The organism is Kitasatospora sp. NPDC030952, assembly GCF_055571335.1.
The window spans coordinates 99,803-122,811 of record NZ_JBVIFM010000025.1 but is presented as its reverse complement, the minus strand read 5'-3'; the positions used below and the strand labels follow the sequence as shown (position 1 = coordinate 122,811).

Genomic DNA, 23,009 nt, shown 5'->3' with positions numbered 1-23,009 from the left:
GGGGGGGTCGCGGGGGTGGACTTCTTTGTGGTTGTCTGGTCGGGTTTTTTTGGGCTGGTTCGGTCTTGTTGGTGTGGTTTTTGGGGTTCCCCCCCCCCCCCCTCCCCTCCCCCCCCCCGGCCCGCAGGCGTCCTTCGGCTGCCGGTCGGCCGACGCGGCGTCAGCCCTCCCCGGAGAAGACGAAGTCCCGCGCGTTCGCCTGCACCGCGTCGACCAGGGACGCCTGGTGGAGCGAGTTCTCGGTCCACTCCGGCGGACGCTCGCCCCCCAGCACCGCCTGGGCGAACGCCCGGACGATGTTGGCGAACTGGTCGTCCGGGGGCAGCACGATCTGCTCCAGGTGGTCCTGCCGCTCGATGCTGACCACGGGCTGGTGCGTCGCCGGAGGTGTGAAGACGCGGTTCAGCCAGAGCCGCCCGAGACTGCCCCGGAACTCGTAGCTGTTGGTGTACGAGTGCTCCATGCCGAAGACCAGCTGCGCGGTGACGCCCTGGTCGGTGGTCAGCAGGGCGTTGCCCCCGACGACCACGTCCCGGGACCGTTCGCGGCGGAACACCGCGCCCGCGACGTCCAGCCCCGGGCCGAGGAACAGCCCGGCCGCGCGGATCGGGTAGACGCCGATGTCCAGCAGCGCCCCGCCGCCCACCGCCGCCTGGTAGCGGATGTCGCCCTGGGGCTTGGGCGGGATCGTGAAGCTCGCGGAGAACGACCGGACCTCCCCGATGACGCCGTCGGCCAGCAGGTCGGCGACCCGCCGGTGCTGGTGGTGGTGGAGGAACATGAAGTTCTCCATCAGCAGCAGGCCCTGCTCGTCCGCGATCCGGAAGAGCCGCTCGGCCTGCTTCCGGTCCGTGGTGAGCGGCTTCTCCGCGAGCACGTGCTTGCCGGCCCGCAGCGCCTGCTCGATCCAGTCGGCGTGCAGGACGGCCGGCAGCGGAATGTACACCGCGTCGACGTCGTCGCGCTCCAGCAGGCTGACGTAGCCCTCGACCGGGGCGCCCCCGAAGCGGTCGGTGAACTGCCGGGCCTTCTCCTCCTGCCGGCTGGCGATGGCCGTGACCGCGATGAGGGGTTCGGCGGCCAGGGCCGGCAGCGTGCGCCGCCAGGCGATGTCGGCACACCCGATCACCCCGACTCGGACCGGTCTGGCATTCCCCGCTTGCTCCATCGGAACTCCTTGAACGAGGTTTCGGTCGGTGGACGGCCGTTGGGGCCGGTTACGGGGCACCTCAGCGAGCGAGCGGGGCGGTGAACGCCAGGGCCTGCTCGTAGGTCGGGAGCAGCCCCAGGGCGGCGGCCTCGGCGAGGGTCGGTGCCGCCGCGTCCTTCTCGGACATGATCGGAGGGCCTTCCAGGTCCCGGTCCCAGGGGATGCCTATGGCCGGATCGAACGCCTGGATGTCGAGCATGGTGCCCGGGACGTACTCGGCGCCGCAGAGATAGTTCATGCAGGTGTCGTCGGTCAGGGCGAGGAAGGCGTGCCCGATGCCGTCCGAGAGGTAGACACCGATTCCGGAGTCGGCCTCCTGGAGCGTCATGTCGAACGTCCCGAAGGTCGGGGAGCCGACCCGCAGATCGACCGCGACGTCGAGTGCCGCCCCCCGGACGCAGGTGACCAGTTTGGTCTGACCGGGCGGAATGGTGGTGCCGTGGATTCCGCGCACCGTGTTCTTCTTCGATACCGAGTAATTCACCTGGCGGATCTCGAAATGGTGGCCGGTCTGCTGGAGCAGCTCGGTGACCCGCCACGCCTCGTAGAATTTACCCCGGCGGTCCGAAATGTGTCTCGTGCCGATCCGGTACGCACCGGGAATCGACATCTCGGTGATATCCATACTGTCCACAACGGCCTCCTCCGGCTGAACGGGTGGGGGCCCCGCCACGGGCTGGCGGGGTCAGGCGGTGTGCGCCTGCGCCAACCGGTCGTGGCGGGCACGGATGACGCTGAGGTTGTCGAGCCTGTCGTGCAGGATGTACTCGTGGGTCTCCTGGAGGAATCGGCACGGCTCCAGCCCGAGTTCCGTGCGGATCTGGTTCCGGGCGGCCTGGTACACCTCCAGGGCGTCCGCCCGCCGGCCGGACAGGCTGAGCGCCTCCATGAGGAACGCGTGGAACTTCTCCCGCAGCGGGTACTCGGAGATCAGCGAGTAGAGGATGCGCACGGCCTCGCTGGTCTCGTTCGCCGAGAGCAGTGAACGGGCCAGCATCTCGAGGCACTCGACCCGCAGCTCCTCCGCCCAGTTGGCGAACTCCCGGATGATCGGGCCCTCGTAGGACGTCGCCTGGACCGGCTCGCGCCACAGCCGGAGCGCCTCGGTGAGGGTCTGGGCGGCCGCGGTGTACCGGTGCATGCCCATCTGCACCCGACCCTTCTCCGACAGGGCCAGGAACAGTTCCAGGTCGAGCTCGTCGTGTCCGAGGTTCAGGACGTAGCCGGGGGTGCGGGTGGTGATGACGCCTTCGTTCCGCGAGAACCGGTTGAGGATCTTGCGTAACTGCGAAACGTACACATGAATCGATGCCCGGGCCCGGACGGGCGGCGTCTCGCCCCATAACTCCCTGGTCAGCTGGTCCAGCGAGAGGATCTGGCCGTTGCGGATCAGCAGCGTCCGCAGGAGCATCTCCATCTTGTGCGTGCCCACCGGCGGCGAATCGTTGTCGATGGCAATGCGCACCGGGCCAAGGATTTCGTATCTCAAGCTCAGGCCTCCCCCAATAACTCCCGGCGAGAATGGTGCCGATGATCGAAAGGATGAAGTAGGCGAGAATGGCTGTCCGTGGATAGCGGTCGCCGGTATCGTCACCCCTCGCCAGGAATCTGATCTGAGTTGAACGTGCCAAAAGGAACTCTAGCAAGGTCGACCGGCGACGGCCTACAGAGATCGTTCTGTGATCTAGATCACACTGGCCGAGCGGGCGGTCGCAGCTGGGGTTTTATCAGAATTTTAGTGGTGTAACCGATATTCGGTCGCGTTCGTTCTGTCCATTTCGGACAGGCGTGCTTGACGTTGACGTTCAAAGGTGCTGGGCAGCCCTCTCGGGGGTTTCGAGGGCTTTCGGCGAAGGGTTCGTGGAGGATGGCGCGGGGGAGTTTGGGCCAGGCTCACGGGCCGTGGACGAGCGGAAACGCGGCGGGTCCACCGGGCGTGCTCGAGCGGGAACGCCAAGGGATCGCGGGCCGTCGCCCCCTCCCGCCACGCGGGCCACAGGGGTTCCGCCGTCTCGTGCGTTCCCCCCACGCCCGGGCGACCGGTCCCGTTTGTCCGGATAAGCCGGAGGCGGTGTTGACAGCGGGCGGATAATGCGGCGTTCCCCACCGTCGGATGTTCCGTACGAAGGTGCGGGTGCCGGTGGGGCGGCGCAGGCTGGAAGGAGCGTGCCGGCCCGGCCGAGTCCGACCGGGCCGCCGGTACGGGGGGTTTCGGGAGGTGGGACATCCGATGAGCAGACTGCAGGAGCAGATCGAGATCAACGCCCCGGCCGAGGACGTCTGGGCCCAGTTGCACCGCTTCGACCAGTATCCGGAGTTCGTGGACGGCGTGCGCAGCGCGTTCGCGGAGCACGACAACCGGGCGCACTTCGACGTCGGCGTCGGCGGTGAGCGGCGCGGCTTCGAGACCGAGCTCACCGATCGTGGCGCCGAGCAGGTGCTGGCCTGGCAGACGGTCGGCGGCAGCCCGGAGCTGAAAGGCGCTTTCACCGTACGGGAGTTGGACGGCGAGCACTGCGCGTTGCAGGCGCGGCTGGAGTACGACGGGGCGGAGCTGCAGGAGGCGTTCGGCGGCCCGAAGGGGTTCGCCCAGGTGCGGGCCGTCGAGGAGGCGGTGCGGACGGATCTGGAGCAGTTCAAGGAGTTGGTGGAGAACAGGTAGGCCGGGCCGGGGCGAACGGTCGGCCGGGGATTCCGCTCCGGCCGTCCCGGGTGTGGCCGGCGGCTATCCGGCCTCGGGTGTGGGCAGATTCGTTCGGACATACCGAGCGAAGGGGGCCCACGATGGCCGCAGTGCACGAATCCGTTCTGGACGCGATCAGCGGGACGCCGCTGATCCGCCTCGCCCGGCTCGGCGCCGGGATCGCCGCGCCGATCTATGCCAAGGCGGAGTTCCTCAACATCGGTGGCAGCGTGAAGGACCGGGCCGCCCTGTCGATGGTCCTGGCCGCCGAGCGGGACGGGCTGCTGAAGCCGGGCGGGACGATCATCGAGGCGACCTCCGGGAACACCGGCATCGGGCTGGCCCTGGTCGGGCGGCAGCGGGGGTACCGGGTGATCGCCGGGGTGTCCGACAAGGCGGCGCCGGAGAAGGCGGACATCCTGCGGGCCTACGGCGCCGAAGTGGTGCTCGCGATGACCTCGGTGGCGCGGGAGGATCCGCGGCACCTGTTCAACGTGGTCACGCGGTTGTCCGAGGAGATCCCCGGCGCCTGGCTGGCCAATCAGTACGACAACCTGGCCAATCCCGATGCCCATGTCCGGACCACCGGCCCGGAGGTCTGGGAGCAGACCGGCGGCCGGGTGACCCACTTCGTCGCGGGCGTCGGCACCGGCGGCACCGTCACCGGCACGGGCGGGTATCTGAAGCAGGTGTCCGGCGGCGCCGTGACCGTGATCGGCGCGGACCCGGAGTCCTCCTCGTACGGCGGCGGGGACGGCAGCCCGTGGTTCGTCGAGAGCATCGGCCACTTCCTCCACCCCGAGACGGTCGAGGATCGCTGGCCGCAGGCCTACCGCTCGGAGGTGGTCGACTCCTTCGAGCGGATCCCGGACCGCGAGTCGCTCCTGATGGCACGTCAACTTGCAAGGGAGGAGGGCCTGCTGGCCGGTCCGTCCTCCGGTACGGCGGTGGCGGCGGCGCTGCGGGTGGCGCGTGGGCTGGGGCCGGAGGACCTGGTCGTGGTGCTGCTCCCCGACTCGGGGCGGTCCTACCTGTCCAAGGTGCACAGTGACGTGTGGATGCGGGAGTGGGGCTTCCTGGAGGAGGAGGACGGCCTTCGGGCGCTGCTGGACGCCGCCGGGCCGCTGGTGACGGTCGGGGCCGATGCGAGCGTCGCCGAGGCGCTGGCGGCGTTGCGGGCCGCACCGGGCGGGGTGGCGCCGGTGGTGCTGCCGCGGGCGGCGCGGCCGTACGGGGTGGCCGCGGGGGAGGTGATCGGCTCGGTGTCCCGGGAGGTGCTGGCGGCGGCGCTGGCCGACGGCGGGGCCGAGCCGGACGGCCCGGTGCGCCCGCTGCTCGGGCCGGCCCTGCCGACGGTGGGGGTCGGGCAGCCGGCGGCGCTGGCCCGGGCGGCGCTGGCGGGCGGCCACCCGGCCGTGGCGGTGCTGGTGGACGGCCGGGTGGCGGGGGTGCTGTCGCGGGAGCTGCTGAGCTAGTGGGCCTTTAGGGGGCCTGACTGCCCTGCGGGGTCGCCAGGATGGCGAGGATGACCCGGTCCAGGGTGCGGTCGAAGGCCTGGTCCGGGTCGGCCGGCGGGCCGGCGGTGGCGAAGGCGTGGGCGAGGTTGGGGTAGGCGCCGCTCATCGCCGCCTGGGTGAGGTAACCGACCATCTCCGCCTGCCACTTGGCGCCCGCGGCGGCCGTCTGCTCGTACTGGGCGAACTGGCAGATGAAGCCGTTGAACATCGCCATCGCCTCCATCCGCACCCCGCCCGGCAGGCCGGTGGGGGCGGTGACGGCGAGGAAGTGGTCGGTGTAGCGCAGGGCGTTGGGGCCGATGCCGGGGCGGGCGATGACCAGACCGGGCAGCCACGGGTGGCGGCGGAAGATGGTCAGCTGCTCGTGGGCGAGGCTCGCGAGGTCGGCCCGGACGTCGCCGCTGGGCGACGGGGGTAGCCGGTACTCGCCGCAGGCGGCGTCGAGCATCAGGTCGAGCAGGTGCTCCTTCTTCGGCACGTAGTTGTAGAGCGACATGGTGCCCGCGCCGAGTGCGGCCGCGACCCGGCGCATCGAGACGGCGTCCAGGCCCTCGGCGTCGGCGATCACGATCGCCGCCGCGGCGATCGAGTCGCGGCTGTGGGCGGGCCGGGGGCCGCGGCCGGTGCGCTCCGGGCGCAGCCAGATCAGCTCGGGGGCCTCGGGGGGCACCGGCTTCTGGGGTTCCTCGGGTCGCGCTGCACTGTTCGGGGGCTTGCTGGACGGCACTGGAAGATCACCTCGCTCCCCCATCTTAGATACGTACGGCGTACGTAGTAGCATCGTCCCCAGCTTCTACGTACGCTGTACCTAGAGAAGGGCAGAGCCATGTCCGACACCACCCGACCCGCCATCGAGATGGTGGGCGTCGAAAAGCGCTTCGGGGCCACCGAGGCCCTGCGCGGTCTCGACCTGACCGTCCCGGCCGGCGCGGTCTGCGGCCTCCTCGGCCCCAACGGGGCCGGCAAGACCACCGCGGTGCGCGTCCTCGCCACCCTGGTCGCCCCCGACCGGGGCACCGCCCGGGTCGCCGGGTACGACGCCGTCCGCGAGGCCGAGGAGGTCCGGCGGGCGATCGGCCTGGCCGGTCAGCACGCCGCGCTGGACGAGGGCATCACCGGCCGCGACAACCTCCACCTGTTCGGCCGACTGCACCGCCTCGGCGCCCGCCGGGCCCGGGCGCGCGCCGACGAACTGCTGACCCGCTTCGACCTCGCCGAGGCCGGCGACCGGCTGGTCCGCACCTACTCCGGCGGCATGCGCCGGCGCCTCGACCTGATCGCCAGCCTGGTCACCAGCCCGCCGGTGCTCTTCCTGGACGAGCCCACCACCGGGCTCGACCCGCGCAGCCGTCAGGGAATCTGGGACACCGTCAAGGAGTTGGCCGACGGCGGCACCACCGTGCTGCTCACCACCCAGTACCTGGAGGAGGCCGACCGGCTGGCCGACGACGTCGTGGTGGTCGACCACGGCGCCGCGATCGCCACCGGCCCACCGGCCAGGCTCAAGGCGGCGATCGGCAGCCAGGTCTCCGTCACCCTGGCCGATCCGGGCCAACTCGGCGCCGCCGCCGTGGTGTTGTCCGCGCTGTCCGGTGGCGACGCCCAGGTGGACCTGGCCGAGCGGGCGGTCACGGTGCTCACCAGTCCCGGTGCGAACGTCCTGCTGCCCGCGCTGGTACGGGAGTTGGACGCCGCCGGGGTCATCGCCGAGGACGTCGCCGTCCGGGCGCCCTCGCTGGACGATGTGTTCCTCGCGCTCACTGGGAAGTCCCGGGAGACCGCCGACCTGGGAAGGGCTGCCTGATGTCCGCCGCCGTCCCCACCACCGTCCCCACCGCCGTCCCCACCACCGCGCCCACCGCCGCGCGCCCTTCGCTCGGCGCCCGGCTGGTCGCCGACACCGGCACCTCGATGCTCCGCATCCTGCTCAACTACCGCCACTCGCCAGGCCTGTTGGCCGCCTCGCTGGGCGTGCCGGTGGTCATGGTGGTGGTCTTCGGGTACGTCTTCGGCAGCGCCATGCAGGTGCCCGGCGGCGGGGACTACCGGGAGTTCCTGATGCCCGGACTGTTCGCCATGGTCGCCACCAACGGCATCATGCCCACCATGGTCGGAGCCGCCCGCGACGTCGGTCGCGGGGTCACCGACCGGCTGCGCTCGATGCCGGTCTCCCGCACCGGACTGCTGCTCGGACAGACCCTCGCCGACCTGCTGGTCACCGTGGTCGTCCTGACCCTGCTGGCGCTGGTCGGGCTGGCCACCGGCTGGCGCGCCCGGCACGGCGCCGCCGACGCGCTGGAGGCGTTCGCACTGCTGCTGCTCTTCCGGTTCGTGATGACCTGGGTCGGCACGCTGCTCGGCCTGGCCGTCGGCAAGGAGGAGGCGGCCGGCCAACTCTCCGTCGTCGTCTTCCCGTTGGCGATGGTCACCAACGCGTACGTGCCCACCGGCGGGATGCCCGGCTGGCTGCGGGTGATCGCCGACTGGAACCCGATCAGCTCGGTGGTGGAGGCCGCCCGCGAGCTGTTCGGCAACCCGACGGCGCCCGGCACCGCCTGGCCGATGCAGCACGCCGTCCTGGCCACGCTGCTGTGGAGCGCCGTGCTGCTGGTGCTCTGCGGGCCGCTGGCCGTACGGAAGTTCGCCACCCACGGGCGGTGAAGTCGGCCGTCGACGGGCGGTGAAGTCGGCCGTCGACGGGCGGTGACCCGCCCGTTCCGCCGAATGTGCTGGACACCGTGGCCGGTGTGGCCTTAGGTGGGGCGCCATGGAGTACACCCACCTCGGCCGCACCGGCCTGACCGTCTCCCGCCTCTGCCTCGGCACCATGAACTTCGGCCCCCACACCGAGGAGGCCGACGCCCACCGCCTGATGGACACCGCCCACGAGCGCGGCATCAACTTCTTCGACACCGCCAACGCCTACGGCCGCGACCCCGAGGGCAACCTCAAGGGCCGCACCGAGGAGATCATCGGCCGCTGGTTCGCCCAGGGCGGCGGCCGCCGCGAGCGCACCGTGCTCGCCACCAAGGCCTACGCCGAGATGAGCGACTGGCCCAACGAGGGCCGGCTCTCCGCGCTCGCCATCCGGAAGGCCGTCGAGGCCAGCCTGCGGCGGCTGCAGACCGACCACATCGACCTGTACCAGATGCACCACATCGACCGGGACACGCCCTGGGAGGAGATCTGGCAGGCGATGGAGGTGCTGGTCGCCCAGGGCAAGATCATCTACGTCGGCTCCAGCAACTTCGCCGGCTGGCACCTCGCCCAGGCCCAGGAGGCCGCCCGCTCCCGGAACTTCCTCGGCCTGGTCAGCGAGCAGTCCCTCTACAACCTGCTCGACCGGGCGATCGAACTGGAGGTCATCCCCGCCCTCCAGCACTACGGCCTCGGCCTGCTCCCGTGGTCCCCGCTGCGCAGCGGCCTGCTCGGCGGCATCCTGCGCAAGGAACGCGAGGGCACCCGCGGCCGCAGCGCGGTGGGCTACGCGAACGAACTGCTGGAGAAGCACCGCGAGCAGCTCCAGGCCTACGAGGACTTCGCCGCCGAACTCGGCACCGACCCGGCCGAGCTCGCCCTCGCCTGGCTGCTGTCCCGCCCCGCCGTCACCGCCCCCATCATCGGCCCCCGCACCCCGGCCCACCTCGACGCCGCCCTCGCGGCCCTCGACCTGACGCTCGACCAGAAGACCCTGGACCGCCTCGACGAACTCTTCCCCGGCCACAAGCCCGCCCCGGAGGACTACGCCTGGTAGACCATGGCGGCCTCGGCCCCCGGTCAGGGGTCGAGGCCGGCCCGGCGGCCCGTCCGGCTGTGGTAGCAAGGCAGGCATGACGGAGCGGAGTGCGTACCACCACGGGGCGCTGCCGGAGGCGTTGGTGGCGGCGGCGTTCGAGGTGGTGGACGAGCAGGGGCAGGAGAAGGTCAGCGTGCGGGAGGTGGCGCGCCGGGCGGGGGTGTCGGCGGGGGCGCCGTTCCGGCACTTCGCGGACCGGCGGGCGCTGTTGACCGCGGTGGCGGACCGGGTGCTGGCGGACTTCGCGCGCTGGCAGGAGGCGGAGGTGGCGGCCGCCGAGGCGGTCGGGGGGTCGGCGATGCGGGCGCTCGGGCTGGGGTTCGTGCGGTACGCGCTGCGCCATCCGCGGCGGTTCGAGCTGGTGCGCTCGCGGGTGTTCACGGCCGCCCGGGATCCGGAGCTGCGGGAGCGGGTGGACGGCCTGGAGCGGGCGTTCGCCGGGCTGATCGCGGCGGACCAGGCGGCGGGCCGGGTGGGGCCCGGTGATCCGGAGCTGGTGCTGCTGTCCGGGCAGGCGCTGGTGTACGGGCTGGCGCAGATGATCGTGGACGGCTACCTGCCGGCCGAGCGGGCGGAGGAGCTGGCCGTCCGGGTGCTGGACACCTTCCGTGCAGGGATCGCCGGGACCGTCAACCAGCCTGACAGATAACGGAATTGTGGTTGCGGCGAGCCTTGACCGGCCCGGTGCGCGCTGATGTAATCACCGATTACATGAGGGCGAGTCGGGGGAGGCGCAGATGCCGTTGTTCGCCAAGCCACTGCCGGGCTACACCACCGCCGGTGCCACCGGCGACACCGTGGTGCTGCTGATCGGCATGCGGATCAACCGGTTCTGGGCGGTGCACCACTGGGGCCCGGTGATGTTCGCGATGTTCCGGATGCTGTACGAGCTGCGCCGCAGCCCCGAACGGGGCCTGCGCGGGCGCATACTGCTCACCGCCTCGCCGCGGACGTACTACGTCGTCCAGTACTGGGAGTCGAAGGAGCACCTGTACCGCTACGCGAGCGCACCGGACGGCTTCCACCACACGGTGTGGGGCATCGCCAACCGGATGGTGCGGGAGGGGAAGACGCACCGGCACGTCGGGCTCTGGCACGAGACGTACGTCGTGCCGGAGGGTGGCTACGAGTCGATCTACTTCGACATGCCGGCCTTCGGCCTGGCCGGCGCCACCGGCCAGCTGCCGCTGGAGGCGCGCGGCCGGCACGCCGCCCAGCGCCTGGCCTTCCGGTCGGACGGCGGGAAGGGCACCCAGGCGGAGGGCGAGGCGGACGCCCGGGCGGAGGGCGAGAAGGGCACCCAGGCGGAGGGCGAGGCGGACGCCCAGGCCGACGGCGGCAACGGCAACACCCAGGTGGAGGCCGAGGCGGACGCCCGGGCGGAGGCTCCAGGAGTGTCGTGAGTCCGTCCGGCCGCCCCGGTGTGGGAGCGTCGGGGGATGGTCGATCAGGACGGCGCCGCGCGACCGGCGCGGGTGGTGCACGAGGTGCCGTACCGGGCGCAGTGGGAGTCCGCGGAGCTGGTGCGGGACATCGTGGACGGGCGGCTGGACGCGGCGCGCGACCCGCGCTGGGGCCAGTCGGGGGCGGCCACCCCGGAGGAGTACGCGTGGTGGTCCTGGCGGCTGTGCGGGGTCGCCTGTCTGCGGATGGCGTTGGAGCACTGGTGGGGTGTGACCCCGGCGGCGATGGTGCTGGCGGCCGAGTGCCTGGCCGCCGGTGCGTACGTCCGGGACGGTGAGAGCCTGCGCGGGTTGGTCCACACGCCGTTCGCCGACTACGCCCGGCGGCGCTGGGGACTGGCCGCCCGGGCCGCCGAGTTGACGCCCGCCCAGGTGGGGGCCGAGGTGGCCGGCGGGCGGCTGGTGATGCTGTCGGTGCACCCGTCGATCCGGGAGCCGGATGGCCCGGAGCCGGTCCGGCGCGGCGGCCACCTGGTGCTGGCGGTGGGCGCCACCGAGACGGCGCTGCTGATCCACAACCCCTCCGGGTTCCCGGGGGAGTCGCAGGCCTTCGCGCGGGTGCCGTGGCGCTCCTTCGGGCCGTTCTACGCCGGGCGGGGGATCGTGCTCGGCCCGCCCGGCGCCGTCGAGGGCCGGGTGTCGTCCGGTCGGGGAGCGACCGGCCCGGTGTAGCGGGGCCGGTGGCCCGGGGTGGCGGTCAGCCGTTGTCCGGCAGCCCCACCGGGTAGAACGGCAGGCCGCTCCGGCACAGGGCCGAGATCGGCTTCAACGCGGCTGCCAGCGTGTCGAGTTCGGCCCGCGGATAGTCCTCCCAGACCCGGGCGGCGGCCAGGTCGGTGGCCGCCTCCAGGGACTGGTGACGGATCCGGCCGAGTTCGGTGACCGCGCCGGCGGCGGTCAGCCAGCCGCGCTCGACCAGGCGTCCGGCGGCGGCCTCCCACTCGGCGTCCGTCCAGCCGCGCACCGGCTGGAGCTGCTCGCGCCGCATGTCCATCGCGCAGCGGATCACCAGCGCCTCGCAGCCGTCCAGCCCGGCGGTGACCAGCGCGGCCACATGGCCGTCCCCGCGGTGCTCGCGCATCACGGTGGCGGCCCGCCAGAGCCGCTCGTACAGCCCGGTCGGCGCCGGGAGCCCGGCGTTGGCGGCGGCCAGCACCCGGCCGACGCAGTCCAGTCGGGCCGCGGCCTGCTCCAGCGTCTCCACCGCCCGCTCGACCTGTGCGCGGTCCACGTGTTCCAGCAGCCGGGCCAGCGCGGCGCCCGCGCCCTTGCCGCGGGCGGCCAGCGCCTCCTCCGGGCTCGCCAGCGACCAGACCGCGGGCAGGGCGCGTTCGACCATCGCCGGGGCGAAGTTGAAGAACGCGGCGGTCACCGGTGGGGCGTCCACCGCGCCGAGCGGCGCCGAGCGGCCGGCGAAGTAGCCGCGCCAGAAGCCGCGGAGTCCGGCCTCCTCGAAGGCGTCGCGACACTCGGGCTGGAAGTAGGTGACGGCGTGCACCGGCTCGAAGAGCCACCAGAGCGCGCGGGCGGGATGGACGAGCTCGGCCATCGGGGACCTTCCTCGGACGGAGCCCCGGGCGGGTGCGGGGAGCTCGACTGGTCGGCACGGCACAGCACGGCCGCGCGACCACCCGAGCGGCGGGGTTCGGGGCCGCTCGGGCGGGTGCGTGATCCGTTCACCTGCTGATGACCACCGGGTCGGCCCCGGTAATCCCCCGGCGGGGTGTGATGCCGGTCACTCGGACGGCCGCGGGGGTGGCCGTGGGGGTGGCTGCGGGGGTGGCCCTGGGGGTGCGAAGGAGCGCGCGGGGGACTACGGCTGCACCGGCGGCATCGCCAGCGGGTTGACCGGCAGCTGGGCCCGGCAGAGTGCCGCGATCGGCCGCAACAGGGCCGCCAGGCGGTCGAGTTCGCCGTCCGCGAGGCCCTCCCAGACCCGGCCGGCGGCCAGGTCGGTGGCCGCCTCCAGGGACTGACGGCGGATCCGGCCGAGTTCGGTGACCGTGCCGGTGGCGGTCAGCCAGCCGCGCTCGGCCAGGCGACCGGCGGCGGCCTCCCACTCGGCGTCCGTCCAGCCGCGCATCGGCTGGAGCACCTCGCGGCGGGCGTCCACCGCGCAGTGCAGCACCGAGGCCTCGCAGCCGTCCAGCCCGGCCGCGACCAGCGCGGCCACATGGCCGTCCCCGCGGTGCTCGCGCAGCACGGTCGCGGCCTGCCACAGTCGGCCGTGGGCCTTCTCCGGCCGGGGGAGCGCGGCGTTGGCGGCGGCCAGCACCCGGCCGGCGCAGTCCAGCCGGGCCACCGCCCGCTCCAGTGCCGTCGCCGCCGACTCGATCCGCTCGGGCTCCACCGGCGCCAGCAGCCGGGTCAGGGCCGCCGTCGAGCCGGCGGTCCGGGCGGCCAGCGCCTGTTCGGGTCTCGCCTTGGTCCACACCTCGGGCAGGGCGCGCTCGACCATCACCGGGGCGAAGCTGAAGAACGCGGCGATCACCGGCGGGGCGTCCACCGCGCCCAACGGGGCCGAGCGGCCGGCGAAGTAGCCGCGCCAGCCGCCGTCCAGCCCGGCCGCCTCGAAGGCCGCCCGGCTCTCGGGCTGCAGGAAGGTGACGGCGTACACCGGCTCGTAGAGCCACCACAGGGCGCGGGCGGGGTGAACGGCGGGATCGGACATCGGGGGCCTTCCTGGACGGGGGCTCGACGGCTGCTGTTCCGTCCGTGAGGTCGGGGATGCGGCCGGCGGGCGCCGGCCGCACAGGTGCTGATGGCCACCGCGGCAGCCCCGGTAACCCCCGGACCGGGTGTGATCACCGTCACGCGATGCACCGGGGTGCGTCCGCCGGTGGTCGGGCGCGAGATGATGGGACGAAGCGCCTCCGGGCGTCCAGCCCTCGCAAGCCCCCGCACGAAGGTAGTCGGCCATGCCCCAGATCAGCCCCAGCATCCTGTCCGCGGACTTCGCCCGGCTCGCCGACGAGGCCGAGGCCGTCCGGGGCTCCGACTGGCTGCACGTGGACGTCATGGACAACCACTTCGTGCCGAACCTGACCCTGGGCGTCCCGGTGGTCGAGTCGCTCGCCCGGGCCACCGACATCCCGCTCGACTGCCACCTGATGATCGAGGACCCGGACCGCTGGGCCCCGCAGTTCGTCGAGGCCGGCGCCGGCTCCATCACCTTCCACGTCGAGGCCGCCGCCGCGCCCGTCCGGCTGGCCCGTGAGATCCGCGCCAAGGGCGCCCGCGCCTCGATGGCGCTCAAGCCGGGCACCCCGATCGAGCCGTACGAGGACCTGCTGCCCGAGCTGGACATGCTGCTGATCATGACGGTCGAGCCCGGCTTCGGCGGCCAGGCCTTCCTGGACATCATGCTGCCCAAGATCCGCCGCACCCGGGAGCTGATCGCCAAGCACGACCTGGAGCTGTGGCTGCAGGTCGACGGCGGCGTCTCCGCGGCCACCATCGAGCGCTGCGCCGAGGCCGGCGCGGACGTCTTCGTCGCCGGCTCGGCCGTCTACGGGGCCGAGGACCCGGCCGCGGCCGTCCGCAACCTGCGCGAGCTGGCCGCCAAGGCCTCCGCCGACGCCTGGTGGGCCTGCGAGCACTGAGATCGGTCCTGCGGGACCGGTCCGGCAGGACCGCCGGGCGGCCGGGCGTCGGATCCGGGACCGCCGGATGGCCGGGCGCGGGTGGAGGAACGTCGCACCGTGACGGATGATCGGTGACGGTGCGACCCCTCTCCCGCCCAGCCCTCCTCGTACGGTGGTGGAACCGCGATGAGCAACCTCGACCTCAGGCCCGCCCCGACCGACTGCGGCCGCGAGGCCAGCGGCGGACCGGTGAAGGATCTGCTGACGGGTCGTCAAGTCCCGCTCGGCGAGAGCACGGTGGTCCGCCGGCTGCTCCCCAATCTGGGCCGCCGGATGGTCGGCGCCTGGTGCTTCGTGGACCACTACGGGCCGGATGACATCGCCGGCGAGCCCGGCATGCAGGTGCCGCCGCACCCCCACATGGGCCTGCAGACGGTCAGCTGGCTCCACCAGGGCGAGGTGCTGCACCGCGACAGCCTCGGCAGCCTGCAAACCGTCCGGCCGTACGAACTGGGCCTGATGACCTCCGGCTGGGCGATCTCCCACTCCGAGGAGTCCCCGCGCCCGCACGCCCGCTTCCTGCACGGCGCCCAGCTCTGGGTCGCCCTGCCGGACGCCCACCGGCACACCGCCCCCTCCTTCGAGCACCACCCCGAACTGCCCGAGGTCACCGCCCCGGGCCTGCGCGCCACCGTCATCCTCGGCACCCTGGACACCGCCACCTCGCCCGGCACCACCCACACCCCGCTGGTCGGCGCCGACCTCGCCCTCACCGACGGGACGGACCTCCGGCTCCCACTGGTCCCCGGGTTCGAGTACGCCGTCCTCGCCATGACCGGCCGGATCGACGTCGACGGCGTCCCGGTCGAACCCGGCTCGATGCTCTACCTCGGCTGCGGCCGCCGCGAACTCCCGCTCCTCGCCCGCTCCGACGCCTCGGTGCTGCTCCTCGGCGGCGAGCCCTTCGACGAGCGGATCGTCATGTGGTGGAACTTCATCGGCCGCTCGAACGACGAGATCGCGCAAGCCCGTTCGGACTGGATGAGCACCGACCGCTTCGGCGCGGTCCACGGCTACGCCGGCACCCGACTGGCCGCCCCGGAACTCCCCGCCACCCCACTGAAGGCCCGCGGTCGCGAGCGCTGACCCGGGTGTCGCGTGGCGGGCGGAACGATGTCCGGGTGCGCCGGTCCGCCCGCCGGAGTGCCGGCCCTCGTCCCGCGCCGTGGCCCGGTGGTCGCGCTGATGCGGCGTTCGGGCGGACCTGTGCGGAACGGCTTCGGATGGAAGGGGGCGCGGCGGGGCGCGGGTTTAGCCTGGCCCGCATGTACAACGACGGTCTGGTGACGTGCACCGCGCGTGAGCTCGTGATTCGCCGGTACTACTTCCCGCTGGCGTCCGCCAAGCGCATCCCGTACTCGCGGATCCGGGGGCTGCAGCAGGTGCCGCTGACCCGGCTCGGCGGGCGCTGGCGGATCTGGGGCTCCGGGGACTTCGTGCACTACTTCAACCTCGACCTGGGGCGGGTGGACAAGAGCGTGGCCTTCGTCCTCGACCTCGGCGGGCGGGTCAAGCCGGTGATCACCCCCGACGAGCCGGAGCGGCTGGTGGCGGCGATGGCCGCGCACCGGATCGAGGTGACCCGGGGTTAGCCCAGCGCGGCGCGGGGCGGGCGGGGCCAGTCGGGGTGGTGCTGGTCGATGACGTAGTGGTGGCCGTGCTGCCAGGCGCCGTCGGCGGCGGGGCGGGCGCCGGTGAGGTGGGGGTGGCCGGCGGGCAGGTCGGTGTGGAGGTGGGGGAGGGCGTCCGGGTCCCGGGCGGGCCACAGGGTGGTGGCGGCCAGTGCGGCGGCGAGGGCGACCGTGCCCAGGACGAGGGCGGTGGCCGGGAGGCCGGCGCCGGCGGCGAGCCAGCCGGCCAGCGGGTAGGTGAGCAGCCAGCAGCCGTGCGAGAGGGAGAACTGGGCGGCGAAGGCGGCGGGCAGGTCCGGGTCGGAGGCGGAGCGGCGGACGACCCGGCCGGCGGGCGTCAGCACGGCCGAGCTGCCGGCGCCGACCAGGGCCCAGGCGGCCAGCAGGGCGTACCAGCTGCCCGGGCCGGCCGGTGCGGCGGTGATCGCGGTGACGGCGGCCAGGACGCAGGGCAGGGCGTAGGCGGCGGGCAGCATCACGGACCGGTCGCCGACCCGGGCCAGCAGCCGGGGGAGCAGCAGTGCGGCGAGCATCGAGCCGACGCCGTACGCGCCGAGGGCCAGCGAGACGGCTCCGGCCGGGCGGTGGAAGTGGTCGCGGACCACGTTGACGGTGTCGACGAAGACGATCGCGCCGGCCGCCGCCACCGCGAGGTCGAGCGCGAGCAGCGCCCGGAGTCGTGGGGTGGCCCGGAACAGCCGGGTGCCGAAGGTGGCCTTGCGGTAGATCCCGCCGGTGCGCCCGACCGGACCGGGCGAGGGCGCGGGCTTGGGGGAGGGTGCGGGCTTGGGCAGGACGGCGGAGAGGACCAGGGCGGCGGAGCCGAGGAAGCCCGCCGTCGTCCCGATGAACAGCCAGTTGTAGGTGACCACGGACAGCAGCAGTGCGGCGAGTGCCGGGCTGAACAGTGATTCGAGGTCGTAGGCCAGCCGGGACATCGACAGCGCCCGGGTGTAGTCGCGTTCGGCGGGCAGTACGTCCGGGATGGTGGCCTGGAAGGTCGGGGTGAAGGCGGCGGAGGCGGCCTGGAGCAGGAAGATCAGGACGTAGACCTGCCACACCCGGTCGACGAACGGCAGGGTGAGGGCGACGGTGGCTCGGGTGAGGTCCATCGCGACCATCAGGGTGCGGCGGGGGATCCGCCCGGCGAGTGCTCCGGCGAGCGGTGCGACGGTCACGTAGGCGACCATCTTGATCGCCAGTGCGGTGCCGAGCACCGCCGAGGCGTCGGCGCCGGCGATCGAGTACGCCAGCAGCGAGAGCGCCACGGTGGCCAGGCCGGTGCCGACCAGGGCGACGACCTGGGCGGTGAACAGGTGGCGGTAGGTGCGGTTGCGCAGCACGGTCGGCATGGCCCGTCCCGGGGCGATGAGGGGGCGAAGGGGGGCGATGGGGGGTGACGGACCCATGATAGGCAATGTGTGCGTACCTGTGCACCTGTCTGCGAGGAACCGGCCGGACGCCGGCCCGGCGCCGGGCTCAGTCGTGCGGCGGCAGGTGGCCGATCTGGTGGTCGGCGACGTTCAGCGCCTCGTCCACCAGGCGGCGCAGGTGTCCGTGCCGCAGGGAGTAGACCACCCGTCGGCCGTCCTTGCGGGTGGCGACCAGTCCGGCCAGTCGCAGCTTGGCCAGGTGCTGGCTGACCGAGGGCCGGGCGGCGCCGGTCGCCTCGGTCAGCGTGGTCACGTCCGCCTCGCCCCGGCCGAGGCGTTCCAGCAGCGCCAGTCGGGTGCGGTCGGCGAGCAGTGAGAGCACGGACGCGGCGACGTCCAGCCGCGCCTCGGCCCGCTGCTGCGAGCGGTGTGCATCTGCCATCGGGGTGCCGGAGCTCATGGCGCCATCGTAGGGCGGGTGCGCAGGTGCGTTCATGAGGACGGGTCGGGTGGGGGCGCCCCGATGGGGTCAGCGGGTCGGCTGCTCGACCGGCTGCTCGGCGTCGGCGGGCGCCGGGGCGGGTTCGAGGTCGCCCAGTCGCGGGATCGCGAACAGCGCGGCCAGGATCAGCGCGCCCGCCATGACGACCGGGACGCGGATGCCGATGGTGGAGCCGATCAGGCCGCTGAGGGACGCGCCGATCAGCATCCCGATCCGCATCAGCATCAGGTAGCAGCTGTTGACCCGGCCGAGCAGTTCCTTCGGCACGGTCTGCTGGCGCAGCGAGATCGCCTGGACGTTCCAGGTGACCACCCCGAAGTTGCCGACGGCGAACAGCGGTGCCACCACGAACACCGAGGGGCTCAGGCCCATCAGCAGCAGCGCCGAGCCCATCAGCACGAAGGAGAGGGTGATCCGGGCCCGCCGGCCCAGCCGCTCGCTGATCCGGCCGGCCAGCATGCTGGCCGCCGTGCCGCCGGCCACGCCGGTGGCCAGGACGGCGCCGTACGCCCAGGTGGGCTCGTTCAAGGTCCGGGTGACCAGCAGGGCCATCATGGTGATGCCGAGCGAGGAGGCGCCGGCGGCCAGGGCGGAGAGCGAGGCGACCAGGCGCAGTTGCTTGTGCCGGTACAGCCAGCGGACGCCCTCGCGGACCTCGGTCATCACCCGGCGCTCGGACTTCGCCCGGGGGGCGCCGGAGCGGCCGGTCGCGGCGACCAGGGCGGCGGCGAGCGCGAAGGACAGGCCGTCCACCGTGAACGGGTAGCCGGCGGCGACGGCGAACAGCGTGGTGCCGACCAGCGGGCCGATCATCCGGCCGACCAGCAGGCCGCCCTGGAGCCGGCCGTTGGCGACGTCCAGTCGGTCGGAGCGGACCACGTCCGGGATGGCGGAGGTGGCGGCGTTGACGAACACCGTCTCGCCGCAACCGAGGATGAAGGCCAGGGCGGCGAGCAGGGCCAGCGGCGGGGTGGTGGAGAAGACCCAGGCGGCGAAGCCCAGCACGATGGCGGCCCGGCCGAGGTCGATCGTCCACATCAGTCGGCGGCGGTCGAAGCGGTCGGCGATGACGCCGCCGAACAGGGCCATCAGCAGCCAGGGCAGTGATCCGGCCACCGCGACGACGGACACCGAGGACGGGGAGTCCGAGATGGCCAGGGCGAGCAGTGGCAGTGACGAGTCCCGCATGCCGTCGCCGACTGCTGAGATCGACGATGCCGACCACAGCATGGCGAATTTCCGGCCCAGTTGGGGCCTGCTGCGGCGCGCGGATGTCGTGGGGCTGGCTGAGGTCACCGACGCAGTATGGCATGACCGCTACAGATTTGGTCGCCCCTTCACAGAGCATTCCCAGCCGGAAGTCTCAGAGTCCGGAAACCCCCTTGACGAGGGTGGTCAGACCGCCCGCGAGGGCCAGTCCCAGCACCACCGTGCGGGCCCGCCGCTCCGGCACCCGGGCGGCCAGCAGCCGGCCGACCACCGCCCCGCCCGCCACCGCCGCGGTCACCAACCCCCAGGCGGGCGCGGTCAGTTCGGGCAGTCCCTTGGCCGCCAGCGAGACGGCGTTCACCACCACACCGTACAGCTGGGCGTTCGGCACGAACTCCCGGGCCGTCCAGCCGGAGTTCACCGCGTACAGCGAGACCGCCGGACCGCCCACCCCGGCCGCGGAGTTCATCAGCCCGCTGGTCGCCCCCGCCACCACCGCCCCGCCGACCCCGCGCAGCGCCGAGGCCCGCACCCCACGGATCACCAGCAGGGCCGCCGCGCTGGTCAGCAGTCCGATGCCGACCAGGAGCTCCGGGGTCGGGACGGACGCCGCCACCCACGCCCCGGCCGGGACGGTGCAGGCGGCGGCGGCCAGCAGTGGCAGCATCGCCCCCGGCCGGACCTGCCGCCAACTCCCGGCCAGGCCGATGGCGCTGATCGCCAGCGAGGCGCAGTTCGCCAGCGTCACCCCGCCGTTCGGGCCGAGCAGCAGCACCAGGACCGGCGCCGCGACCAGGGCGAAGCCGATGCCGGCCAGCCGTTGGACGGACGCGCCGAGCAGTACCACCAGGCCCAGCAGCAGTTCACCGGCCCAGCCGCCCATCAGTGCTGGACGCCGGCGGAGAGCGAGAAGCCGGCGAAGTACGCCTGCTGGGTGCTCGCCGGGCCCCAGCTGGTGTCGTGGCCGCCGTAGAAGGTGGAGAACAGCACCCCGCCGAAGGGGATCGAGCCGATGCCGGAGGCGGTGCCGGTGGCGGCGTGCACCTGGCGGCCGTCGTACCAGACGGTGATGTCGCCGGTGCGGCGGTTCACCAGCTGCTCGACGGTGTGCCAGCGGTCGTCCGCCTGGAAGTGCCAGTCGCCCAGGCCCTCGTCCACGCCGTAGCCGGTGGGGCCGGAGTTGCTCGGGGTGTACAGGTAGACCTCGCCGTTGTCGGGGCTGCCCTTGGCGGTGCGCCACATGTAGCGGGTGGACCAGCCGGCGCCGTGGGTGCCGCCGGACTCCTGGCCGATCGTCCCGCCGTACAGGCCCGGCAGCTTGCCGGCCTTGCCCCAGTCGCGGCCGGCGGGGAACCGGACGGAGTACTTGAGGTCCAGGGTGGGGCCCTGTGCGAGGGCGGACAGGCCGAGGGCGTTGAGGTCGGTGTAGAACTGGCCGCCGCCGGGGTTGGGGCAGTCGGTGCAGGTGTTGGCGGAGGAGCCCGCGCCGTACGTCACCCGCAGGGCCGGGCCGCCGCCGGGGGCGGCCGGGTCGTCGACGGCGCCGAAGTCGGCGGCGCCCCAAGCACCCTGGCCGGCCACGCCCCAGGTGTGCTGCCACTGCGGGGTGCCGTAGCCGCGGAATCCGGCGCTCCAGGCGACGGCTCCGCTCGGTGCGGGGGATGCGGCGGCGGATGCGGGGGTGGAGCCGGTGGCCGTCCGGTCGCGGGCCCGGGCGGGGGCGGTCGAGCAGCCGGCGGTGGCGAGCAGGGCCAGCGCGGCCAGCGCGGCCAGGGCGGCCAGGGCGGCGGTGCGCGCGGGGCGGTTCATCCGGGCTCCTCGGTCGGCGGTCGATCCGTACCGATCATGCCGCACGGCCGAGTTGTGCTTGGGCAAAGGAACGGGCAAGGACTGGGCGGGTGGCGGGTGGCGGGTGGCGGGTGGCGGGTGGCGGGTGGCGGGTGGTTCGGGCAGGCGGGCGGGGCCCGGCGGGAGGAGTCGCGGGCTGGGCCGTGGCGAAAGTAGTTGCACAAGCGCTATATGTGGCAAGGACAATATTTCCTGCCCAGGCCTATCCTGGAGTCCTGCACGTACTCGGAAGGAGACCGGGCCGATGACCGCGACGGATCCCGCACTGACCGCCCTCGCCAACGGATGGGCCGCCCTCTACGTCCTGTACGGCAGGATCGAGGCGCACATCGAGCGGGCCCTCCAGTCGAAGCACGAACTCAGCGTGCGCGAGTACTCGCTGCTGGAGGTGCTCGGCCGCCAGCACGACGGCGAGGGCGGCCACCTCCAGATGAAGCAGGTCGCCGACGCGGTCGTGCTCAGCCAGAGCGCCACCACCCGGCTGGTCTCCCGGCTGGAGGACCGCGGTCTGCTCGCCCGCTACCTGTGCCCCACCGACCGCCGGGGCATCTACACCGACGTCAGCGAGGAGGGGCTGAGGCTGCTGGCCGAGGCCCGGCCGACCAATGACGCCGCGCTGCGCGAGGCGCTCGACGAGGCGGGCCGGAACCCCGAACTGGCCCCGCTGGTCGCGGCGGTGGAGGCGGTGAAGCCGCCGGCGCTGCTCCGGCGGCCGTGAGCGGAACTCCTAGGGGGCCGGGCGGATCAGGCGGATCAGTGGGTGAGGACGGCGTCGGCGGTCGCCGGCAGCGGATAGGCGTCCGGGTCGACCGGGCCCGGCAGGTCGGTGGCCGGGCGGCCCGGGGCGTTCGGGTCCGGCAGTGACGGCTGGGCGGGCGGGGCCTGGACCTGGTTGAAGGGCACGCCGGGCGGGGCCTGGACCGGGGCCGCGCGGCCGGCGGTGAGCGGGCTGCGGCTCTTGGCGTCGCAGGCGGCCAGGGTTTCCAGGCCGTCCGGGCTCTGAGTGCCGGGCTGCCCCGGGGCGAAGTTGCCGGCGAAGCAGTTGCCCGGGTCGGCGGAGGCGAGGACGAGGTCCGCGCCGTTGCCCTCGGCGTGGTTGCCCTGGATCCGGTTGCCGCCGGCGGGGTGGCCGGGCGGGTCGGTGATGATGACGCCGGCCGAGCGGTTGCCCTTGACCAGGTTGCGTTCGACCCGGTTCGCGGTGCCGCCGCCGATCCCGATGCCGATGCCGAAGCCGCCGTCGGCCTGCTCGGGGGTGTCGGAGGCGTTGTTGTCGGTGACGGCGTTGCCGGCGATCACCGCGCCGTGCTGGGGGGCGAGGGCCTCCAGGTCATTGGAGTTGACGGTGACGCCGACCCGGTTGCCGATCACCCGGTTGCCGAGGAACCAGAGGTTGTCCGAGGCGTTGGTGATCTCGATGCCGACCGCGTTGCGCTCCACGGTGTTGCCGCGGACCAGGGTGTCGCAGGGCTTGCACTGGCCGACGTAGATGCCGGAGTCGGCGCCGCCGGAGGCGTAGGAGTCCTCGATGATCCCGGCCCGGGCGTCGAAGGCGTAGACGCCGTACAGGCCGTTGTTGTAGGCGGTCACCCTGGTCGCCCGGAAGCCCTGGACGGGCGGGAAGCGGGTGGTGTCCAGCGGGTTGTAGGCGGAGCCGCCGGCGCCGCGCTGCTGGAGCTTCTCGTCGGTGACGCCGGTGAACAGCACGCCGTTGGCGAGGTAGCCGTGCACGGTGAGGTTCTCCACCACCGAGCCGGGCCCGGTCACGGTGACGCCGTTGACCAGCCGGACGCCGCCGTCCAGCACCACGGTGTTGCGGTCGGTGCCGCGCAGCACGATCCGGGGCTTGGTGATCCGCACGCTCTCCTGGTACGTCCCGGGGGAGACCAGGACGGTGTCTCCCTCGCGGGCGACGTCCACCGCCTTCTGGACCGACGGGAAGTCCTGCGGGACGCGGACCACGGTGCCCTCCGGGTGCCGGGCGTCCGAGGAGGAACCGCCGGCGGAGGAGCAGCCGGCCAGGGCTAGGGCGGCGACCAGCAGGGCGGGGAGCGTACGAGCCCGGCGCGCCCCGGGGCGGGGCGGTGGTTCGGAGGCGGATTGACGGGCAGTCAAAAGTTGCATACGGGGTGT

General features: G+C 73.2%; 23 protein-coding genes and 1 pseudogene. 12 read left to right on the top strand and 12 right to left on the bottom strand.

Features of this window, described 5'->3' with window-relative positions; genetic code table 11:
• Positions 1-160: 160 nt before the first annotated feature.
• The 3 genes from ACZ47G_RS32855 to ACZ47G_RS32845 form a co-directional block, all read right to left on the bottom strand.
• Positions 161-1,168, bottom strand: coding sequence for a Gfo/Idh/MocA family protein (locus tag ACZ47G_RS32855; RefSeq protein WP_465749016.1), 1,008 nt, complete (start codon positions 1,166-1,168; stop codon positions 161-163).
• Positions 1,169-1,229: 61 nt separating this feature from the next.
• On the bottom strand, positions 1,230-1,835 hold the full coding sequence (locus tag ACZ47G_RS32850; RefSeq protein ID WP_465749014.1) for a dTDP-4-dehydrorhamnose 3,5-epimerase family protein: 606 nt from the start codon (positions 1,833-1,835) through the stop codon (positions 1,230-1,232).
• A gap of 60 nt (positions 1,836-1,895) precedes the next feature.
• Positions 1,896-2,675: an AfsR/SARP family transcriptional regulator gene (locus tag ACZ47G_RS32845; protein WP_465749012.1), complete on the bottom strand. Its 780-nt coding sequence runs from the start codon at positions 2,673-2,675 to the stop codon at positions 1,896-1,898.
• Positions 2,676-3,440: 765 nt separating this feature from the next.
• Here ACZ47G_RS32845 and ACZ47G_RS32840 point away from each other — a divergent pair.
• Entirely contained in the window at positions 3,441-3,872 is a 432-nt protein-coding gene (locus ACZ47G_RS32840; protein WP_465749010.1) for an SRPBCC family protein, read from the top strand.
• A gap of 122 nt (positions 3,873-3,994) precedes the next feature.
• Entirely contained in the window at positions 3,995-5,368 is a 1,374-nt protein-coding gene (locus tag ACZ47G_RS32835) for a pyridoxal-phosphate dependent enzyme (RefSeq protein ID WP_465749008.1), read from the top strand.
• 7 nt (positions 5,369-5,375) lie between these two features.
• Here ACZ47G_RS32835 and ACZ47G_RS32830 read toward each other — a convergent pair whose 3' ends face one another.
• On the bottom strand, positions 5,376-6,080 hold the full coding sequence (locus ACZ47G_RS32830) for a TetR/AcrR family transcriptional regulator (RefSeq protein ID WP_465749006.1): 705 nt from the start codon (positions 6,078-6,080) through the stop codon (positions 5,376-5,378).
• A 156-nt stretch (positions 6,081-6,236) separates the two neighbouring features.
• On the opposite strand from ACZ47G_RS32830, the gene ACZ47G_RS32825 reads away from it, so the two are divergent.
• The 6 genes and pseudogenes from ACZ47G_RS32825 to ACZ47G_RS32800 all read left to right on the top strand — a co-directional run bounded on the left by ACZ47G_RS32825 (position 6,237) and on the right by ACZ47G_RS32800 (position 11,341).
• On the top strand, positions 6,237-7,214 hold the full coding sequence (locus ACZ47G_RS32825) for an ATP-binding cassette domain-containing protein (RefSeq protein WP_465749004.1): 978 nt from the start codon (positions 6,237-6,239) through the stop codon (positions 7,212-7,214).
• A complete protein-coding gene (locus tag ACZ47G_RS32820) occupies positions 7,214-8,071 on the top strand; it encodes an ABC transporter permease (RefSeq protein ID WP_465749002.1) in 858 nt (285 codons plus the stop codon). Before ACZ47G_RS32825 ends, ACZ47G_RS32820 begins: the two co-directional genes overlap by 1 nt.
• A gap of 106 nt (positions 8,072-8,177) precedes the next feature.
• On the top strand, positions 8,178-9,164 hold the full coding sequence (locus ACZ47G_RS32815; RefSeq protein ID WP_465749000.1) for an aldo/keto reductase: 987 nt from the start codon (positions 8,178-8,180) through the stop codon (positions 9,162-9,164).
• 76 nt (positions 9,165-9,240) lie between these two features.
• On the top strand, positions 9,241-9,855 hold the full coding sequence (locus tag ACZ47G_RS32810; RefSeq protein WP_465748998.1) for a TetR/AcrR family transcriptional regulator: 615 nt from the start codon (positions 9,241-9,243) through the stop codon (positions 9,853-9,855).
• Positions 9,856-9,949: 94 nt separating this feature from the next.
• Positions 9,950-10,462 (top strand): annotated as a pseudogene (locus tag ACZ47G_RS32805) (DUF4188 domain-containing protein); the annotation flags it as partial.
• 183 nt (positions 10,463-10,645) lie between these two features.
• Complete coding sequence (locus ACZ47G_RS32800; RefSeq protein WP_465748996.1) at positions 10,646-11,341, top strand: C39 family peptidase; 696 nt, start codon at positions 10,646-10,648, stop codon at positions 11,339-11,341.
• 25 nt (positions 11,342-11,366) lie between these two features.
• Here ACZ47G_RS32800 and ACZ47G_RS32795 read toward each other — a convergent pair whose 3' ends face one another.
• On the bottom strand, positions 11,367-12,218 hold the full coding sequence (locus ACZ47G_RS32795; RefSeq protein ID WP_465748994.1) for an SCO6745 family protein: 852 nt from the start codon (positions 12,216-12,218) through the stop codon (positions 11,367-11,369).
• Between the two features lie 264 nt (positions 12,219-12,482).
• Positions 12,483-13,340 (bottom strand): SCO6745 family protein, encoded by an 858-nt coding sequence (locus ACZ47G_RS32790; protein WP_465748992.1) that lies wholly within the window; start codon positions 13,338-13,340, stop codon positions 12,483-12,485.
• Positions 13,341-13,587: 247 nt separating this feature from the next.
• Here ACZ47G_RS32790 and rpe point away from each other — a divergent pair, with 247 nt between their 5' ends.
• The 3 genes from rpe (at position 13,588) to ACZ47G_RS32775 (ending at position 15,905) form a co-directional block, all read left to right on the top strand.
• The gene (rpe, locus tag ACZ47G_RS32785) at positions 13,588-14,271 is read left to right on the top strand and encodes a ribulose-phosphate 3-epimerase (RefSeq protein ID WP_465748990.1); all 684 of its coding nucleotides are present in this window, start codon (positions 13,588-13,590) and stop codon (positions 14,269-14,271) included.
• A 168-nt stretch (positions 14,272-14,439) separates the two neighbouring features.
• Positions 14,440-15,399: a pirin family protein gene (locus ACZ47G_RS32780; protein WP_465748988.1), complete on the top strand. Its 960-nt coding sequence runs from the start codon at positions 14,440-14,442 to the stop codon at positions 15,397-15,399.
• Between the two features lie 179 nt (positions 15,400-15,578).
• Positions 15,579-15,905 carry a hypothetical protein gene (locus tag ACZ47G_RS32775; protein WP_380454691.1) on the top strand — a complete coding sequence of 109 codons (327 nt, stop codon included), beginning with the start codon at positions 15,579-15,581 and terminating at the stop codon, positions 15,903-15,905.
• Here ACZ47G_RS32775 and ACZ47G_RS32770 read toward each other — a convergent pair.
• From ACZ47G_RS32770 to ACZ47G_RS32750, 5 genes are all read right to left on the bottom strand, one after another.
• Positions 15,902-17,296, bottom strand: a complete 1,395-nt coding sequence (locus ACZ47G_RS32770) for an MFS transporter (protein WP_465748986.1) — start codon at positions 17,294-17,296, stop codon at positions 15,902-15,904. The two genes, ACZ47G_RS32775 and ACZ47G_RS32770, sit on opposite strands and share 4 nt — an antisense overlap.
• A gap of 127 nt (positions 17,297-17,423) precedes the next feature.
• A complete protein-coding gene (locus ACZ47G_RS32765) occupies positions 17,424-17,759 on the bottom strand; it encodes an ArsR/SmtB family transcription factor (RefSeq protein ID WP_223243165.1) in 336 nt (111 codons plus the stop codon).
• Between the two features lie 87 nt (positions 17,760-17,846).
• Complete coding sequence (locus tag ACZ47G_RS32760) at positions 17,847-19,049, bottom strand: MFS transporter (protein ID WP_465748984.1); 1,203 nt, start codon at positions 19,047-19,049, stop codon at positions 17,847-17,849.
• Positions 19,050-19,182: 133 nt separating this feature from the next.
• Positions 19,183-19,911, bottom strand: coding sequence for a TSUP family transporter (locus ACZ47G_RS32755; protein WP_465748982.1), 729 nt, complete (start codon positions 19,909-19,911; stop codon positions 19,183-19,185).
• Positions 19,911-20,837, bottom strand: coding sequence for a polysaccharide lyase (locus ACZ47G_RS32750; protein WP_465748980.1), 927 nt, complete (start codon positions 20,835-20,837; stop codon positions 19,911-19,913). The genes ACZ47G_RS32755 and ACZ47G_RS32750 overlap by 1 nt, the downstream gene beginning before the upstream one ends.
• Before the next feature lie 283 nt (positions 20,838-21,120).
• Between ACZ47G_RS32750 and ACZ47G_RS32745 the strand changes: the two genes are divergently transcribed.
• Entirely contained in the window at positions 21,121-21,594 is a 474-nt protein-coding gene (locus ACZ47G_RS32745; protein ID WP_380454703.1) for a MarR family winged helix-turn-helix transcriptional regulator, read from the top strand.
• Positions 21,595-21,629: 35 nt separating this feature from the next.
• On the opposite strand, the gene ACZ47G_RS32740 is transcribed toward ACZ47G_RS32745, so the two are convergent.
• Positions 21,630-23,000 carry a right-handed parallel beta-helix repeat-containing protein gene (locus tag ACZ47G_RS32740; RefSeq protein ID WP_465748977.1) on the bottom strand — a complete coding sequence of 457 codons (1,371 nt, stop codon included), beginning with the start codon at positions 22,998-23,000 and terminating at the stop codon, positions 21,630-21,632.
• Positions 23,001-23,009: the final 9 nt, after the last annotated feature.